An 18,690-nucleotide genomic window follows, 5' to 3' on the forward strand; every position below is an offset into this window, starting at 1 on the left:
AGACTCCCTTTAAATATTTATCTTACCGTACCCCGACCGAATGTTACCAAAATCTCTTGAATCAATCGAAGGGAGTACAATAAAAAGGTCGTGTTTTAATCTGTGGAAGCCCGTTTAAATAGCATACCCGATCGTTCATCACGTCAAATGTTTTTCCTCTATTTTCTGATGCTATTTGACCCCGTTCGTCGTCATTCCCCGACCGTCGAGCGTCTGCGACCCCGTTTTCTGACAACGTCCCGTTGTCGGGATGTCGAACATGATAATCTAGGTAGCGTAAATCTACATTATCGCAACCCTAAATTCGTGTCAGCCACCGATCTAACCAGACGCGAGGATATCGCCCCCCTTCGACCTAGCTCAGGGCAAGCCCTCGACAACCCGGACGTATTAGCCCAACTGCTTGCGGCCAAGCGTTCGCCCCGGACGCGACACGCTTATGCGGGGGATTTAAAGGATTTCTTTGTCTTCGCCTTCGGTTGCGAGGAACCGACCCCGGGGGTAACGCAAGAATTCCTCTCCCTCGATCGGTTCGCTGCGCTCTCTTTGGTACTGCGCTATAAGGCTCACCTGCGGGACGAGCGGGGACTAGCGGAGGCGACGAGAAACCGGCGCTTATCGGCGATCAAGTCCCTGGTGAGATTGGCCAATCAACTGGGGCAATGCGATTTCAATCTGTCCGAGCTATCGGGGGACAAGGTGGTGCGTTACCGGGACACCACCGGGGTAAGCAAGGAAGTGTACCGCGACCTGTTGGCCGTTCCCGACCGCTCAACTCTCAAGGGGAAACGGGACTACGCCATCCTACGATTGCTCTGGGATAACGCCCTCCGGCGGGGGGAGATCGAGAGTGCGGATATTAAGGATCTCGATACCGAGGGTCGAACGTTGGCCATCTTCGGTAAGGGTCGGGGTCAACAGAAAGAAACCGTCAGTCTGTCGCGTCCGACCCTTGATGCGATCTTGGATTGGTTACGGGAGCGGCGGGAACTCGATATCCGTCAACCTCTTTTTATCGCCCTCGATCGCTGTAGTCGCGGTCATCGACTGACCGGCTCGGCGATCCATAAATTGGTGGCGAAAATCGCCGCTGCGGCCGGGGTGAACAAGAAAATGTCGCCCCACCGGGTGCGTCATTCGGGAATAACCGCCGCTCTCGACGCGACGGGCGGTGACGTGCGGCGGGTGCAGAAATTGAGCCGTCACGCTGATCTCAATACTTTAATGATCTACGATGACAACCGCAAAAACGTGCAGGGGGAAATCTCCGACCTGTTAGCGGGGTTGGTCTGAGCTTGGAGCAAAGCGCTGGTAGCCATATCTATCCTATAGGGCTGGCAAAATTCGCGTAAAATGTAACTAAACGGTGGTTATTGGAAATGGTTATGGAAAAGGAAGCGGTGACGATCCGATTCCCGTCTGAGTTGATGCGGCAGGCCAAGCGGCTCAAGTCTGGGAAAGAATCGTTTAACGAGCTAGTAGTGGAAGCCGTGGAGCGAGAGGTGAGGCGGCGTAAAGCCCTAGAAGCTCACGATACTATCCAGCGATTACGGGAACAGGTCAAACGGAGAACGGGAGTACACCCTGACCCGATCCCCCTGCTCCGTCAGTTGAGAGAGGGGGAATCGGAGCTTGAGTAGTTACTGTATCGATACCAGTGTTTTCATCAAATATTTGTGTCCCGACGAACAGGAAGGAGCGGCGACGGAATTGGTCGGCCGGGCGCTATCGGGTCGGATCGTCCTCCCCTGTTTCGCATGGGCCGAAATCGCTTCGGTTTTGCGGAAAAAAATCAGGAGTGGTCTGCTAACGGAAGGGGAGGCGGGTCAACTCTATAGTGCCTTCGGGGAATTACCGATCGATTATGTCGATGGGGAAGATATTCGAGAGAGGGCGTGGGAGATGGCCCGGATGTACGGTTTACTGACGTTGTACGATGCGGTTTTTCTGGCTGTAGCCGAGAGAGAGAGAGCCAATTACTGGACGGCTGACACGGTATTCTTGAAGGCTCTAGTTCCCAAACCGTCCTATGTGTTCGTTCTGGATGGGGAAAATGAACGCGATGGCTAAAAGACGGTCGGAATGGACAGAAGACGAACTCGATGAAATGTTAGCTTCTGCGGGGCGCGGGGTAGAAGCGATCTCGCGTAGCGAGCGCTTTGCGATCGAGGTGGAGGTAATTCAATCCTCGCGACCGTTGAGCGAGGAGGAGGTCAGGGACAGGGAGCGGTTAGAGCGGACGGTAGAACGGGCTTTCTACCAGGCCGGTTCCGCCCTGCAAGAACTGCGAGATCGACGGTTGTACCGGGACGGGTACGACTCCTTCGAGGATTACTGTCGGGGGCGATTCGGTCACAGTCGTCAGAAGGCCAACTATTTAATTACGGGGGCGGCGATCTACCGAACCCTGAGTGCCGCTAACTGCCCGCTCCTACCATCGAGCGAGTATCAGGTGCGCCCCCTGGCCGTCCTTGCCCCGCAACAACAACCCACCGTCTGGAATGAGGCCGTAGCGGAAGCTGGGGGCAAAACTCCCGACCACCGAGTCGTTCGCGAGACGGTGGGTAAATACCGGGACAAAGGGAAAGCGAATGTTTTCGAGGTGGGGGAAGTGGTCGGTATCCTTGCCAAAGATAACCCGCGCCTGAAAGGGAAAAACAACTGTTGGGCGATCGTTACTGCCGTTCACCCGCGCTCCTGCGATCTGCGACTTCACGATGGGGCGATCGATCTGGTTAAAATCGAGTACCTCAAGGAGTTGGGCTACACCGAAGGGGACTGTCAGACGGTGCGGCGATTATGCGAACGCAAAGCGCTCGCTACGCGAGATCGACTATCGAGACTGAGGGAACGGGACGATCTAGAAGATACCGCCGTCGCCTTCTTAGGAATCTTGGGGAAACTACAGCGACCTTACTTGAGCGAGTTAGAGGAGGAAATGCTGACGATGCTAGAGAGGTATTACGGGTTAGTGACCGATTAATTGCCGTCCTCGATGGACTCGAATCGCTGGATAGAGGGTGAGATAACTGTTCACCACGATCTGCTGTTTAAAGCGATAACGCTCTTTTATCACTATAGGGAGGTTAGAATTAAGAAAAAGCCCTGAAAGCGAGAAGTGGTATATGGTTAAGCCTCGACCCGCCGTGCCGACGGCGAAATTTATGTTTTCAGATCGGTGTCAAGTGAACGCCTGATATCTACCCTTGATGAGAACGAACTGTTCTTTGGGAATCCTCCGGACTGTAGCCAATATCACCAAAAAAGCGGAATGAACGAACCAAATTAAAGGTTTCTAAATCAAATTGAGTTAGCGTTACGTCCTCCAGTAAGGCTGTCGCATCAAGGTTAAGTCTATTGTATTCTCGTTGCAAATAAGCATCACCAGGTTCCAGGGAAAGATCTGAAAAAAAATCAAGTATTTTCATTTCTTTTAGTTTTTTCTCATTGTCCTTTAACTCTTTCTCCTTGCTCTTTATTTCTTCTGCTTGAACTGTTTGATTTTTCTCCTCCAATTCTTTGAATCTCTTGAGACCTTGCTTTAATGTCTCGAACTTCTCAAACTCGAGGTCTAATTTTTCAAACACTTCCCGTATTAAATCAGGATAACGTGCTGACAGGGCAAGAACAGACAAAATAACTCTTGCTTGTTCATCACTTTTTTTTCCCATTTTGCTGGCGTGAAACTCACTGATTCTGAATATCTTGTAAATGTTCACTAATCGCTTAATTTTTCTGGGCGAGAGTTCAATTTGTTGACAGCATTTTAGCAATTCATCAAATTCTGTCTCAGTAAACTTGAGTGTGTCCAGGGTCAGCTTTGCTATTTGATCCGGTTGAGTAGAGACTGATTTGTCATTATTTGTTGTCTTAGTAACACCTATTTCAGTCCCTTGAGAGCTATTAGTGGATGTCTCTTTACTGGTAGCTTTGTTTTCTTCACGTTTACGCTCCACTTCCATTTGCTTGTCCAAGTAATTGAATAATGCTGAGTGAGCGATAGAACGTACCCGGTAAGGAATCTGAATAATTTTTTCCAGATAATCTATACCAGAGGGACTGCCTCTGGGAATCAGTACGTCTTTATAATACTTTTCTAAAGCACGGGTGATGTAACGCTCATCAATGGCAAGAACAGCAATGAAGAGAGGTGTTTTAACCAAAAGCTGGACAGCTTCTAGAACTTCGACAACACGATGAGGGGGGCAGCGGTCAAGATCATCAATGTAGATAAAGACGCGGGCTGAACCCCTAGGAAAGACTTTTTTGAGGTTTTCTAATTTGGTTTTAAATTCGGCTTCACTTTTCGGGGGTAATAGACTTATACTGAGTTTCCAAATATCTTCTTTAATTTGGTGCATTAACCCCAAATGTTTTTCGTAGCTATTGTCTTCTATGCGAGAACGAACAAAACTGCTTAATTTACCATATTGCTCTTGAGGTAATTTTGCTTCAGTTTCTGCGATCGCTTGTTCTATTTCTAAGGTTTCTTGTTCAAGTTGTATCTGATAAATTTCTAGATTATTTTTAACTCGAATGAATTGTTGAGTTTGCTGAGACAAACTTTTCAAAACTGGATCATTTTCTGTTCTCTCTTGTAATAATTTTTCAGGTTGTTTGGTTTTATATTCTTGGAGTTGTTCTTTGTAGTCTGTTAAGACAGATTCGACTTTTATGTACCATTTTTGACCAGATATAAGCAGTTTTTGTGCAACACCAATCGCAGGAACAAGTGGAATGATTAAACTGGCAATTTGTGCCCCGATATTTACTTGGGGAATTTTATCTACAATAATCGGTATTGCTACACTAGCTAACCCTAACATAACAAAACCAGTGATTAACCCAGAATTTTTTAAAAACCATTGTGTAAAGGCTTTATGAGTTAGATTAATTGTTCTAGTTTTACCATCGACATCTTGTTGAATTTTTCCTGATTCGAGAATCTGGCTAACTTTTGTTAATACGTCATCAAATTGTTTAGTATCTATATTTTGTTTTTCAAGTTCCTCCTTTATTTGACTGGAGATTATTTCAAAAACTGTTTCTCCTGCTTTTCCTAATCGGTTAATTAAAATGGTTTTCGCAATATCTAAACTTGAGTGAATCGCTTGTTGAACATTACTTTTTAGGTATTTTTCTCTTCCTTCATAGTCTGTTTCAATTTGAACAATTTTGTCTTTTATCTTATCTATCTGTTTTTGATTTTCGGATTTTTGTTGCTCAATTAAACTAAGTTTGGCTTGTTGACTTTCCTTTCTTTCTTGAAATTGTTTTTCAACTTTGCCGTATTGCTCCCATAAGAGTTCTTTCCATAGAATGCTGTCTGCTGTTGATAATGGGGGATCTTTCAGTAGGGCAAGTTTTTGTTGGGGTAGCACCCGATCTAAGAAATAGGCACGATCTTCTTCATTGGTTTCATAAAGAAATGACCAATAGAATCCTGTTTCGCGGAGAGCTTTGGCACGTGATGGCTCATTGTCAGAGTCTTCAGCGAGGACTCTGGCAAGTTTCTGTTCAAGCGATATCTGGCGATCTAATTCCAGAAAGATGGTTTGCATCAGACTAGCCCAAAGGTTATACTTAGCAAAAGTCCAGGCATCAAATTTGATTTGATAGATATGCCCAACATAGGGAAAAGCTTTTTTCTCTTCCGTACTCCATGCCTGTTCTTCCGTTAGGGATAAGCTACGAATTTCATTCATTCTCTGCTGCATCAGATTCATAATGAAAGACTTTCCGCTTCCCCATCCTCCCAAAATTCCTACTGCTAATGGTGGCTTCAAATCCCGCAGAAGCAACATATCAGCTAAGGCATTAGTCTCATTTTTAATACTAAGGAGATCGTCTCCTTCTTCCGAATCATTCAATAGCTTTTGACCACGAAGATTACTCTCTATTATTGGAATTGGATATCCAATATTTTTTATAAGATCTTTTGGCCAATTGAATGTCTTTAGTAGATCATCTACTAAATCGTGGTTAGTGATTGAATTCTTGATTTGCTTAACTGAATTCAAGCCCTGTAATAAAGCATCCGTAAGAACGCCATGAGTAGAGGTTTCTCCAGCATAACTATAATTAGCAGCAATAAAGCAACGATCATATTTTACTTCACTACTTGCTTGGGAAAACAAATCAATAAATAAATTACTGAAATCACTGTCTAGCCAAACAATTTGTTGTTTAACAGGACTTTTTTCAAGTTGATCGTGTAAACATTTCAGCGAAATACTTCTTGATTTAGGTTTAGGTGTAGGTTCAGACTGAGATTCGGTTAAAGGATCAGGGAAATCAGTCAGTAACAGGTCACCTTTTTGAGTTTCTTTTTCTTCTGCTCCATAGATTCCAGCACCATTACCAGAGAAGTAAAATAGTGCCGTTTCCGTATCTCCATCTTGAGGATTAAAGAGTTGCTCTATCAAAATTTTTAATTTATCAGGCTCATAAGGGTTTTTATGATCTTTATCTTGTTCTTTAAATTGATTGAGCAACACTTGGACTTCGTCAAATCGACCAAATGTTCGCAGTAACTGAGCGATATCCTCAGCATCTTTGAGAGAATGTTGTGGGCAAAAAATACTTCCTTTGTATTGATTGACTCCAATAACTAATGCTTTTCTTTTCATGATCTAAGCCAATTTATAAGTTAAATAACTTGAAACTGAAAATTTTATTCGCTTGTAACTGATTTAGATAAAGGAGCGATCGTCTCCATATCGGGTTTCAGATTTGCGCTCGCATCTTGCCCTCCGAAGAAGCGAGCGCACGGCTTCAAGGTTAGATCCTCAATACATCAATTGCAGCGACCATTTCTCCAGCTTGCCCGTATCCAGCCGCTGCAGGTCTTTGACCCGTAAGGACCAGTTGCCTTGAATCTGTTGCCCGACCAAGGCTTCTAGGGCAGGAGTAGATGTCCGGTCGTAGGTCATCCTCAGATCGTCTTTACTGCCCCCTGACATATTATGTAGGGTGACACTCTGACCAGAGGGAGCCACAATTTCCACCAGTAAGTCGCCAATGTAAGTGTGGGGGATGACTACCCCTACAGAGATATCCTTGAGGGTTCCTGACTGGGCAATTGCGATGGCGCTGCTGATTCCTGTGGGAGTATTGTCCGGAATTGACAGGTTCGGACTCACTTCACCTCGGGCAACTTGCCCCGCTGACTCGTACTCAATTTCGATGTTCCAGCGATTGAGCCGGCCGATGTCACGGGAGGCCAAATCTCGCACGTTCAAGAGCCAATATCCCGCAATCAATTCGCCGTTCAAAGCCGACAATGCAGTCGTGGAGCTTGAACTGTAGGTCTGTTGTAAATCTCGACGAGAGCCACCGGCGCGGTCGTGGAGCAGGACTTTCTTGCCAGACGGGGACTGCAACTCCACTTGCAGGTCGCCAATGTAGGTGTGGGTGATGTCTACGCCGACAGACAGGCTTTTGACTTTACCAGCTTGGCTGATGGCGATCGCACTGCTAATTCCTTCGCGCTTGTTATCGGGAATGAGCAGGTCAGCAGTGACCTTTCCCGTCACCACGTTGGAGGGGACTAGCGAACCCACCTTGAGGCGAATCACCTCACCGGGTTCTGAGATATCGGCAAGAGCCAGCCCTGAATCAGAGCTATCCCAGCCCCGGGTCGAAGGGGTTGTGGCGTAAGACAAGGCCACGCCATCCACTCGTTTAAACAGATCGGTGCTATCTCCTTGGTTGCGATTGCTTTCGAGATCCAGATGCCCGTCTGCTTGAAGCAAGCCACATTGGTAGTGGCGCTCGCGGGTTCCCCCCTGCCACTCGTTCGACCCCAGAGTATCGCAGTGATAGACCGCCAGTCCGCTATCGGGGAGGTAGGCATCTAGGCCGCGTTGAGTGCGGTTTTCGATGATGAAGTATTCATTAGCCCGATGGGTTTCATATTTCATCAGGGTGCCGTAGTCCCCCTGTTTGGACTCATAGACACCGGGAGAGTTCAAGCGGACTTGGCGATCACACCACCCGACCAGATCTCGCAAGTAGCCGCAGATGGAAGCGGGGGTGCGGCCGTTGTTGAGGTGGTTGCCAGCGGACATCAGGCAGTAATACCCCATGCCAGCACTCTTCTCAAAATCGCCATCCCGAGAGCCGTAGTCGTATAAGTCTGGGAAGCGGCAGAGGAGGTGGCCACTTTCATGGCAAAAGGTGCCGATGCTCAGGTCAACTCGCTGGCGGCCTAAGCTCTGGATCGTGTAGTAGCGAACTTTGATGCCGTTGTAGGTCAGGTTCAGTTCTGAGTTATGGGGCCAGAGGTTGCCTTCATAAACGGTGCGCCCGGCATACATGAAGCTCAGTGCATCGACGATGCCTTCACCGCGAGAGTCAAATTGAGACAGATCGATACCCAGTTGGTTGACCACTTTATCGAGGGCTTCCCGACAGAGGAGGTTCTGGACGTAGTAGCGTTGGTTCTGGCTCAGTTTAATCGGCCCCACCACCACATTCGAGTAGTCCAATTTGCCGTTGGACATCAGGTGGTAGTATTCGCGCACCGAGCAGAAGTTGCCATTTTCTCGATAGTTGGGGGCGTTTAACATCGCCTCCACGTCGGCGGCGGTAACTGCACTGGTGAGGTCGGCAAATTCAACCAGCACCGTTAAGCCGCGAATGTGTCCCTCACTGACGCGCCGCCCTTCCAGCAGCCCATTGTTAGGTCCGAGAGTCCTGGCCACGTTAGCAGCCGCACCGGGTTGTGGCGGTCGCAGGTCGGCATAGCGCCCTTCAAACTTGTCGTTGCGAATAGTTTCCGCTTCTTTCAGTCCCCGCCGGATGTCTGAGGGCGGGCGCTTGGAGATGGGAACGCCGCTGGAGGCAAATCGCCCACTCAGTAAGACGGCATAGCAGTAGAGTCCGCGCTCTGGATCGTAAACGGCGGTGTAACCATCCTTGGTTTCATAACGGGCATAGAATTCATCCCCGAAGACGACCAGTTCCACGTCGGGTCCATTGTCTTGTTGGAAGATTAGGGTTTCTCCAAATATGGCACTCATAATTTACTCCTTGTGTTGAGTTTAAATTTTCTCGAAAATCCAAAATCCAAAACGCCATGAGAATCACGATTGAGAAGGCAAGTCGGTATGAGACGGTCTCAGTTGGGTGTAACGCCGGGCAAATTTCTCCCGCCGGATGGGTTCAGCTTCCTCGAGGTGCGGCTGTAGTTCAGGTGGGGGCGCTTCCAGGATGGGAATGCCACTGGAAGCAAATTCACCCTCGCACAAGATGGCGTAGCCATATTGCCCCAGTTTGTCGTCGTAGATGACGGTATAACCGTCCTTGGTTTCGCGACGGGAATAGAACTCGTCACCGAAGACCACTAGCTCGACTTCAGGACCGTTTTCCTGGGGGAAGGTTAAGGTTTCTCCAAAGATGGCACTCATGGTTGACTCCTGATTTGAATGAGCGCGGATATCTTCTGAACCTGAAAGGGAGTTTCGCTCCCGTCGCTCAATTCAGCCACGATAGGGATTGCTAGAAGATATGCGTCCCCGCTTGACGCTGACTTGGTAATAATCGGTTGCGGGAATGTTTTTCAGGTCAAAGGTTTGACCATTTCTGACTCGCCAAACGCGGTAATTTGAGAAACTAAGAGGCTTATTTCGCTCGCAGACTTCCGGTTGGTGGTCGCCGAGAATTAAATAAGCTGAACCGTCCCGCTCGTTGGCCATGACCTGAGCCATCCCTTGTTGATTAATTACCAAGGACGTTCCTTCATCGATGCCGATGGCTAGGGCGCGAGGGGTGATACCATCTCTGAGCAAGCGAGCCACAAAGGCCATCGCTCGACCCATGCGATCATCCTGGTAGAAGTGGGTATCGACAATGGTTCCCTTGAGCGCCCGCCATTGGAATAAGTTGTCAGTAAAGAGGATATCTTCATAAGGATCGGCCAGGGCATCATCAGAGATAACGGCATCCGAGCAAGCATTGAAAATCCACTCCCCCTGAATCATCGCCCCCGCGCTAGTTCCCCCGATCGCACCGCCTCTGGCCTGAACTGACTCAATGGCAGCTTCAATCGCCGTTCCTTTAAAGTTGCGGGCATATTTGCATTGATCGCCCCCAGCGAGAAAGACGACTTCGGCCTTCTCGATCGCCTGAGCGATCTGGGGCTGTTCAGCTTCTTGGCGGGCGGGATTGGTAAAGACATAAGTTTCGATGGAGTCTAATCCTTGCAGCCGCTGTTGGGGGTCGAGCAAGAGGGAATGATATTTGAGGTAATCGTTTTTAATGTCAGGTTGTTTTTTTGACCGATCCCAGGCTTCCTGATCTTCGTCCGTCAGAAAGCGAAGCACGACTAGATCGACAGTTTTTGAGCAGTCCTGACAGCCTCGAACCTGGTCGATCGCCCATTGGATGGCTCGATCAACATCCGTCCCGCCGCCACCCAGGTCGTAAACCGGACCGACCAATGGCGGATTCACATCTTGACTATTGCCATTTGATTGATGCCAGACTTCAGCCCGGGCGGGGGCCGGGAAAAGCAGCAGCAGGCAACAGAAAACAACAGCCAAGGACATCAATTTTGATTTGGCGGGGAAAAGCTCTAGTACAGGTATCTTCATGGAAAGTTGACCTCCTCCTCAATCTAGGTTTAGGGACTTTCTTAAAGCCAAAAGTCAGGTTTAGAACAGGAGCGTCCATCCCTGCTTCTGAGCTTGTTCCTTGGTATAGGAAACCCCATGAACTTTGATGCTCCGAGCATTTAGCAGCGTGATGATGCCTCCCTCGTTGGACAGTTGTGCGTCCGCCCCGCTCAGTGGTACCGTCACGATGCCCCCTGCTTTGAGGCGGATGTCTTGTAAGCGAGACTTGCGTTTCTGCTTGTCTGCCAATGCCCAGCCTTTGAGATCGACAGCATCTGGCGAAACATTGATCAGTGTCACCGACTCCTTGCCTGGATCTGCTCCCAGGGGATTCACCAGTGCCGCTAGAATCCTCACGGCTGCCTCAACTGGAACCTCTGTAATCGCATCGCCCGTGCGATCATCGGTATGGAAAGATTGGGACTGGAACGCAAGAAAGATGCCGATCCATTGGTTGCGCGAGGGGAAATGAATCAGCAGTGCGCCATCCTGATAAACGCCGTTATCCTTTTGGAATCTGCCCACACTGCCCTGATTCATGTGGAGGTCGTGAATACCGCTGCCGGGGACAAAATCAAAGTATTGGTCGGGGTTTGTCGGTTCCGGCCCCCAAGAGGCTCCGAAGGCGTACAAAATCGCATCTTCAGCTTGAATAGCCCGCTGAAGGTACAAGTCAATCAACTCTTTCAAGTCATTGCCAGGTCCGGGAACGTCCGGGGGCAGTGGCTTCATGTCTTCGGGACGGAACAAATTCCCGCGAATAAAATCCAGAGCCACACCTCCGGGTTGGCTTTCCAGTTTGTGGAATCCTAAACTGAAGTTCGCTAACTGATTTAAGATTGGGTGCTGAAAGGTGTCATTGACTAGATACAGCAAATCGGAAGGGCTTTCTTGGGATTTGACGTTGATGGCGATGCGGTGTTTTTTCTGCCCATCGCTTACCAAAACCTGATAATGGGGCGAAGAATCGGTCTGGGGATCGATTTTGCGTTCCAAAGCCCGACATTTTAATACTCCATAGGTTGCTAGAGACATTTTTTCAATACCTCCTTTTGAGATAATCAGCACTAGGACTCAATCACTGAACCTGAATATTGACTGTGAACTGCTCAATTCCTCTAGTCTCAGGTTCCCATGAACGCCGCCGCCTGAGTTGAATCTGAGCCGTTCCAGTGGACTTCGCCCTAAAATGGAAGGTCCGCGTACCCCCACCGCCTGTACCAGATCCGGGTGCTACCGAGTAATCTGAACCGGGGAACTCGACAAGCTGATTGTCAACTCCGCTGATTTCCCAATGATAGCCGGTAGTGGGGTTTTCTGGGAGACGGATGGCAATTAAATCGCCCGCCTGCACCTCGAATGTTTTCCCCTGATCGCTGTCTAAAATTACAATTTCCGACATACCAGAATTCCTTCCTAATGAATTGTCACTATTACAGGCTGCATGGGCCGGGTTAGCTACGAGACAGATTAAGATCATCCCCAGGGTCAAAGCTATCCAGCGTACAGCAGTGAGGTTTAAATTGCTCAAATCCTTGAAAGTAGATTCGCGTTGAAACATGGAAGTTTTGAGTTAGAAATGAGGTTGGGAAACAGGTTAGATAAGCTTTATCACCCCTGCTCCTCCGAAAACAGTCGCATTTAATCAGATTTCCCTATCTCCTCAAGATAGAGTTTTGAGATAGCCTACGGTTCATTTTCCACTTGACGAATCGTCCAGAAATCGTCAGCTAGGTTATCGTCCAACAGATAAGCATAGGGGATGGTAAAGTAGCCTTGCATTCCCCAGTCTTTCCCCCAGGAGTTGCGGACGATAAACCGCCGTTGGCTATCATCATAACCGACGGCTAACACGGCATGACCCCCCAATAATTGTTCATTGGGAGACGGCATGGGGACGCGACCTGTTTGTTTCACCTCTTGACTTTCAAAGCTCTCGTAAACACTGAACCCAAAGACGAAGGGATAGCCGGATGCTAAACATCCCTTCATCTGATTGAGGTTTCGCACTAGCCGGCTGTAAAGAATTGCTTGGTGTTTGGCCGCGACTTCATAACATTTTGGGGTAGGTTTTTTAATAAACCTGACCTGATAATCAGGATCGTAGGGCCAGATGCCCTCAGGTCCCGGATGCTGTTTGGTTTTTTCCTCTGGACAAGCGCCTTGCTTGCCAACGCTTTTAATGCCATCACGAATCATGGCGCCGCTATCTTCGTTCACAGTCCCTTCCATGACCCGTTCGTTGTAGTAAATAAACAAGCGGGAAGGGGTAAAAATATCCGTCAATTTCTGCTTCATTTGATCGAACTCAAGGGCACTAGCAATGGCATTGGCGGTACAACTGCCCAACTGTTCTTGATCGTAGATGTGGGGACAATTAGGGCGGAGATCGACCTTGGCTGGTAAAGCTCTCAGTGCCGTAACGGGTGCAGCGTAAAGCAGATCTCGATGATCTGGTAAGTCAGGAACCCATCCATAACGTTTGTTTGTGCGTGTCATTTTTTCAACTCCTGTTTAATCTAAAAAAGATGTGAACTTTCTACTTTGTGGCATGGACATCTCAGAAGTACGATCGCTTCTTTCCTGTTTCAAAAACTGCGATCGCATTGTTGTCAAGTTGAGTAGCTCAAGGGAATTTCACCTCCTGTTGGATTTTAGCGATCGCGTATTGCCTTTTCAAAAAGCGATCGCCTTCCTCAATAAGCTCAGAAACATTTTCGAGAACGTCCGATCAAACTTGCGATAGCTGTTAGAGCAACAGCGCCACAGAGAACTGGTACAAGTTGCGGTGACGATGCTCCAAGTAGTACCAAGATTGCCAGTATCAAGGCACCAATGCCTGCACCCGCCACAATAACCCGCAGCTTGCTGCAAATATTGGGCTGACACTGAATGACCCAGGTTAAGGCGATCACAGCTAGGAAGACTGCAATCACTGCGACAGTTACCCAATTGGTCATTATGCCGAGGGCAACGATGAAAATTGTCAGTGAGACGGCACAGATGATAGCTAATGTTCGGCAGAGCCGTACTTTCTGCCAGTCTCCAGTCGGTGATGCTTCAACCTGGCTAGAATCGCCACCGAGCGCGTCAACCCGATTAGCAATCTGTTCAACATAACGGTTGAAAACAGGGAACCAACGGTTATTTTCGGGGATGGACTGCTGAACCCAGCGGAGATTGGATAATATGCGTTCTTCCGGTCCGAGCATTTCCTCTTTCGTCCGAACCGGAATCGTAAGCTGGAATGTGCCAAGGATGCGCCGCCATTTCCTTGAATGTTCTACAATCGCCAGGTTTTCCGACGGCGAGTCTTGCAGACGTGGCTCAATCGGAAGTTCTTTGCCTGTACTCGTCACTTGCCGGACAACTACCGTGAAAACCTCGTCTCGCCTTACTGTTGGGGGTAAATCGATTGACAGCAACCCGGCTAAATTGGTGTCCGATCCGGGTGGAATGGGTATATAGGTGATGCCATCCGTCGGGCAACGCAGAGTATGATCGTCGATCCGAATCAATCGGTGTGATCTGTACATCTGCACGGCCATTTCCAGGATATGGGTGACGCTGACACTTGGCAGATAGAGGGTTGCAAGGCTTCCGACTGGGGTGTTTCCCCAGTCAATCATCAATTCGTCCGGGATCTCATCAGGACCAAGATTTGCCCGTGTCGGTCGGATGTCAAAGGTATTGGGGATGCGGCGGGATGCGAGGTTGCCAGGATTTGGGGATTCAACGATCATGAGATTCCGCTGGGCGAGTTTGTCAGAGGATCCTGGAGTCGCATTGGGTGGAATCGGATCGGGATCAAAGGCAATTTCGGCAACGAGACACTGGTGCTTGTTGCGGATATGTTCATAGATTGTTTTACGATCCGCTGCTGGATAGGGTCCATCCATCGGTGATGCTTGGAACGGAAACTGAGGTTGGGAGGACTGGTTGATGTCTAACCAGCAACCGAAGTAGTTGTAACTCTCTGCCCCTGTTGTGTCGGGTTGAAGCGTCTGCACATTCGCTGGGTCAGGTTGGTCGTTCAGGGTCTTGGTTGGATCCGATGAATCAATTCGTGGTGCGGCAAAGCAGGGAATACTGATTACCTCGCCGCCCGCAATTCCTCCCTGAATTCCAAGGAGCGGGATGATCGTGCCGGCTTTTCCGCCGCGACGGTAGGTCGTTGACTGGTTGTATTCCAATGAGGTCGTCGAGGCTGGGAAAAGTCGAAAGAATACCCGCACGTCTTTCGCCTCTTTGATTTTCGATCGATAGTGTACCCGAGCGATCGCAAAGTTAAAAACAGGCGTCAGCGTCCCGTTGACTTTAACTTTTTCGGAGAGTTCTAGTTTGGATGTCTGCTGATCGATGGAGATATCGTCAAAGGTCTGTCCACCAGTGGTGCCATTGTTCAAGTTGGCAATCACTTGCTCGATGAAGTCCGGAGCCTGATCGGGCGCGTTCCCCATGGTCTTGCCAAACTGCGACTCGCCTGCCTTAATTTGGAACACCCGCAGATCTCCGCTCAACCAGGAAACTGGACCATCGACTTCGTAGGGATTGGGCTGCTTGATCAGGTAGATGGTCGCGCTACTCGACACAGTTGCGATCAACGCGGTAAGTGTTACATCCTCCACGTCGTTGACAAATCCGTCGGTGCCTGTGAAGCTAATCTGATAAGTCCAGGTTAATCTCTGCCGACGTTTGAGATGGCTTGGGTCTTCCACGTCAAGCGCAACCGCCTCGGCTGTCATTTGAGCGATGCTTGGGGCGATCGTCAGTGCAGGCTTGATGTTCGGCACACCAAACAGCGTTGCAGATGTGATGCCAAGCTCTTGGGCAGAGAAGCCATCGACAATCACATAAAAAGCTGCTTCAATCACTGCCGCCTGTCCAGGCTTCAGCATTGCTGCAATCTCGTCTTCACCGAAGGTGCTGCGATCAACGATAAAATGGCAGGACTTGACAATCGGACAAGCATAGGGTGAAGGTCCATAGTCCTGGCATAGTCCATCTAATAAAATCCTGTACTGCTCCATGTCGTTGTTGGCTTGAGCTTGCGTCGCTGTCCCTCCGCTGGGCCAGTATTGCTCCCATAGAGAAGGTGTCAGTGTTGCACTGGTGTCAGTCTGGCGTAATCGCCATTCGTCGGGAGTAACTGGTTTATCGCAGAGGGAAGGATCGATGACCATTTTCAGATCCGGCCCGCTGGGTTGTTGAACCATCAACGTCGGTGCTACGTGCCAACACCAATGCACTTCGCACTCAGGCACATTTGAGCTAGGGGCAAGCAAATTGCAACCCGCAGAATCAATCCAGATTTTTTCGGGGGTTTCTCCCTCTGCTATCATCAGATAGCACATCAGATGCGCCCTGATCCAGCATCCGTTATAGGGGAATTTGTAAGGAATGCAGGGATCGGTAGAGGAGCAGGGCACACAGGATTTCGCTTGCATCAGATTAAACAGTTCGACTGCCCTATCCCATGTGACGGGCGGATCGGGGGCGGATGGAGCCGGTGGCTCGGTAGGGCGATCAATGCCAAAGGATTGAGGGAGCGGTCGGACATCGATAATTTCAAAGTTTTGCTGGGTTGATGTAACCAGAATGGCAGCATCGTTCGCCAGTGCCGCTTGAAGTTCATTCAACATCTTCTGAAAATCCGGATGATTGCGCGGCAGATAGTGGCGGGCTTGAGAAGTATAGAAGGTAACATAAACAGCTTCTTCACTTTCATTTATTCGCCAAACCTTGGCAGCTTCGGGAACAGATAATTTTGTGATGATATTTGTCTCAGAATCGATTTCTACATAGACTGGCCTGTTATTTCTCTGAAGGTAATCAACCATTCGTGCCCAAACCGTCGCAGGGGGATAGCTTAGGTCTAAAAGACCTACTCGATCGCCTTCAAAGTTCACCGTCATAACCTGTGATTCTTGGGATGGAAGGGATCTCAGAATTTCCCTAGATGGAGACAGTTTCCTGATCTTATCTATCAGTGCATTAGAATTAGACATTTTTAGTTCCTCCGTATGTAGTTGATTGTTCTATAGCGGTTCTCACACCTGTGCCGTAGCTGTGATAAGTTTCCCGAAACCGAACCTGTTTAAAAATAGGGCTAATCCAGAGCGACGTCACCCCCAATCGTTTCAGATAGCCGATTTTGCTCTCTAACCCCTTGAGCGTCCCTCCCACATATTTGACTCCTGCTTCGCGCTGCTCGGGCTGCATCCGCCTCGGTTTTCACGGCATTTTCCGCACCAGCCGGACTGTAGGGTGGGGTTGTCCCGCTCCGGACTAAATTCCCCTCGTTGTCCTTGTACCCGTTTTCACGACCATCGGAGAAGCGATCGAGCATCAAGAAATAGAACGTTTGGTCTTCCCAGGTGATCGGCGACGGGAACAATCCCCCTGCCGGTGATAGGGATGCAAAATTCAGTTCGCTTAAGCGTTGAACGGTTGTCGTCATGGGATTTTTCCTCTCAATCTTTCAAACTACTCATCCTGTCCGCCGCTCTTTTAATTCCTACTTAAAAAGCTTTTTTCTAGGCATGAGGTCGTTGGCTTATTCCCTCCTTGTTGACCGTCTTCATGTATATTTTTTGACTTTTTGATGTTCTTCTTCTAGGGTAAAGTGAAAGTATAGTAAAGTGCAGTTAAATTTTCAAAACTTAATTTTTCCTAGCCTGTCCACTCACTTATTTTTAACAAAAGTTAAGGACTCCCTCTCAAATAGTTTTTGGTAAGTTCGATTCTTTCTTTTGGCTTCCTGGTATCTTTTGAAGCTACACTTTCAGCGATACCGATCTGAAGCAATTCTCTTAAGATCGAATAATCGCAAAATCGGCGATGCTATTTCCCGTTATCAACCCATCGACCGCCCGAAAATGCTTGTCATAGCTAAATCAAGCCAGATTATATTGTAGAGCGGTCGCCGCAATCCACATATCGTTAGTCGCAATCGGATTGCCATTTTTCCTCAAGTAATAATAAACTCTAGAGTAATATTCGGCGGTATCGCAATCGATCTCGCGTAGCGAGCGCTTTGCGTTCGCAAAACAGTTAATTTTGGATATTTCCAAAAATTGCTTAAGTTTCCTTCGGTTATATTCTTCTCTAGAACTCAACGCAAAACCACCATAAATTCTCCTAAAATTACACTATTTAAACCGATTAAAGGCGTGTTTCTAATAACCTCAAATGTTTCAAAAATATTACGTTTAAAAGTGGTATAAGCGTTGGTATCCAGTAGAATCGGTCTTAGCTCCGCAAACTTTCCTCAACTGCTCGAAAGGCTTCTGTATTTTGTAAAAAATCCATCTCATCCGCCTCTGTCCAAGTTCCAGCTAATTGAGATAATAAAGTCTGATCGGAATCGGCATTATTTGTTTCTGAATCCTGCAATAAAAATTTGATCAGTTTCAACTTTTCATGTCTCGATAAATTATGTAATTGCGATAATAAATTTTGGTTTTCGAGACCGTTGACAGGGCTTATGTGCCAATCTATTGCACGTCGGATGATCTCGGCCTCGCTGAGTCCCGTTCGTCGAGCGCTCTCTTTTAGTAAATTATCCTGTTCGGCTTCGATATAAATTTGCTTGCGGATTTTGCTGACCATAGCCGAATTCGATTATCTATATACATTAGATTAGACTTGTTGCGTAATAGTGGCATAATGGGGAAGAAACAATGATTGGATATCCCCTTGAATGCTGAACATTGGCAGAATATTGCATCAAGATAGACTCTTGAGAGCGACCACAGGACTCAATAGAAGAGCGTTTGAGACCTTGTTAGAGAAATTTGAACAGGTGTATTTGGCGGAAGCAGACAACAGGGAAAAGCCAAGAAAAAGAAAAATCGGAGCTGGCCGGAAAGCTAGATTGCAAAGCATCAGAGAGAAATTATTCTATATCCTGTTTTACTTGAAGTGCTATCCAACCTTTGACTTGGCGGCAGTATTGTTCGATTTTGACCGCTCACAAGCGAATAGATGGGTACATCGCCTACAACCAATTTTAGAAAAGGTTTTAGGAGAAAAAAAGGTACTGCCCCTTAGAAAAATCGAGAGTATCGAGGAA

General features: G+C 48.1%; 15 protein-coding genes. 5 read left to right on the top strand and 10 right to left on the bottom strand.

The genetic code is table 11. The features are described from left to right. Positions 1-102: 102 nt before the first annotated feature. The 4 genes from PX481_RS26005 to PX481_RS26020 all read left to right on the top strand — a co-directional run bounded on the left by PX481_RS26005 (position 103) and on the right by PX481_RS26020 (position 2,983). Entirely contained in the window at positions 103-1,293 is a 1,191-nt protein-coding gene (locus tag PX481_RS26005) for a tyrosine-type recombinase/integrase (RefSeq protein ID WP_288096852.1), read from the top strand. Positions 1,294-1,400: 107 nt separating this feature from the next. Next, a complete protein-coding gene (locus PX481_RS26010) occupies positions 1,401-1,640 on the top strand; it encodes a YlcI/YnfO family protein (RefSeq protein WP_287999131.1) in 240 nt (79 codons plus the stop codon). Further along, complete coding sequence (locus tag PX481_RS26015) at positions 1,633-2,070, top strand: type II toxin-antitoxin system VapC family toxin (RefSeq protein ID WP_139374444.1); 438 nt, start codon at positions 1,633-1,635, stop codon at positions 2,068-2,070. The genes PX481_RS26010 and PX481_RS26015 overlap by 8 nt, the downstream gene beginning before the upstream one ends. After that, entirely contained in the window at positions 2,063-2,983 is a 921-nt protein-coding gene (locus PX481_RS26020; protein WP_353852232.1) for a hypothetical protein, read from the top strand. The genes PX481_RS26015 and PX481_RS26020 overlap by 8 nt, the downstream gene beginning before the upstream one ends. 217 nt (positions 2,984-3,200) lie before the next feature. Here the strand turns inward: PX481_RS26020 and PX481_RS26025 are convergent, their stop codons facing one another. From PX481_RS26025 to PX481_RS26070, 10 genes are all read right to left on the bottom strand, one after another. After that, positions 3,201-6,629, bottom strand: a complete 3,429-nt coding sequence (locus PX481_RS26025; protein WP_288057442.1) for a P-loop NTPase fold protein — start codon at positions 6,627-6,629, stop codon at positions 3,201-3,203. 159 nt (positions 6,630-6,788) lie between these two features. Then, the gene (locus tag PX481_RS26030) at positions 6,789-9,023 is read right to left on the bottom strand and encodes a M6 family metalloprotease domain-containing protein (protein WP_288087166.1); all 2,235 of its coding nucleotides are present in this window, start codon (positions 9,021-9,023) and stop codon (positions 6,789-6,791) included. A 63-nt stretch (positions 9,024-9,086) separates the two neighbouring features. Further along, entirely contained in the window at positions 9,087-9,410 is a 324-nt protein-coding gene (locus PX481_RS26035; RefSeq protein WP_002757546.1) for a hypothetical protein, read from the bottom strand. Positions 9,411-9,482: 72 nt separating this feature from the next. After that, the gene (locus PX481_RS26040) at positions 9,483-10,595 is read right to left on the bottom strand and encodes a cyanophycinase (protein WP_002757543.1); all 1,113 of its coding nucleotides are present in this window, start codon (positions 10,593-10,595) and stop codon (positions 9,483-9,485) included. Between the two features lie 60 nt (positions 10,596-10,655). After that, positions 10,656-11,651, bottom strand: a complete 996-nt coding sequence (locus tag PX481_RS26045; RefSeq protein ID WP_288096855.1) for a DUF2278 family protein — start codon at positions 11,649-11,651, stop codon at positions 10,656-10,658. A gap of 43 nt (positions 11,652-11,694) precedes the next feature. Next, on the bottom strand, positions 11,695-12,177 hold the full coding sequence (locus tag PX481_RS26050) for a protease inhibitor I42 family protein (protein ID WP_002757540.1): 483 nt from the start codon (positions 12,175-12,177) through the stop codon (positions 11,695-11,697). A gap of 125 nt (positions 12,178-12,302) precedes the next feature. Continuing rightward, entirely contained in the window at positions 12,303-13,115 is an 813-nt protein-coding gene (locus tag PX481_RS26055) for a C1 family peptidase (RefSeq protein WP_002757538.1), read from the bottom strand. A gap of 206 nt (positions 13,116-13,321) precedes the next feature. After that, positions 13,322-16,531 carry a protein-glutamine glutaminase family protein gene (locus PX481_RS26060; RefSeq protein ID WP_288026415.1) on the bottom strand — a complete coding sequence of 1,070 codons (3,210 nt, stop codon included), beginning with the start codon at positions 16,529-16,531 and terminating at the stop codon, positions 13,322-13,324. Between the two features lie 85 nt (positions 16,532-16,616). After that, positions 16,617-16,838: an alpha-amylase family glycosyl hydrolase gene (locus tag PX481_RS26065; RefSeq protein ID WP_002757534.1), complete on the bottom strand. Its 222-nt coding sequence runs from the start codon at positions 16,836-16,838 to the stop codon at positions 16,617-16,619. A gap of 1,029 nt (positions 16,839-17,867) precedes the next feature. Continuing rightward, positions 17,868-18,227: a ribbon-helix-helix domain-containing protein gene (locus tag PX481_RS26070; protein WP_002757532.1), complete on the bottom strand. Its 360-nt coding sequence runs from the start codon at positions 18,225-18,227 to the stop codon at positions 17,868-17,870. A gap of 172 nt (positions 18,228-18,399) precedes the next feature. On the opposite strand from PX481_RS26070, the gene PX481_RS26075 reads away from it, so the two are divergent. After that, positions 18,400-18,690, top strand: a 291-nt coding sequence (locus tag PX481_RS26075; RefSeq protein WP_288096859.1) for a helix-turn-helix domain-containing protein, incomplete at its 3' end; no start/stop codon positions are given.

This window comes from Microcystis sp. M53603_WE2 (assembly GCF_030065435.1).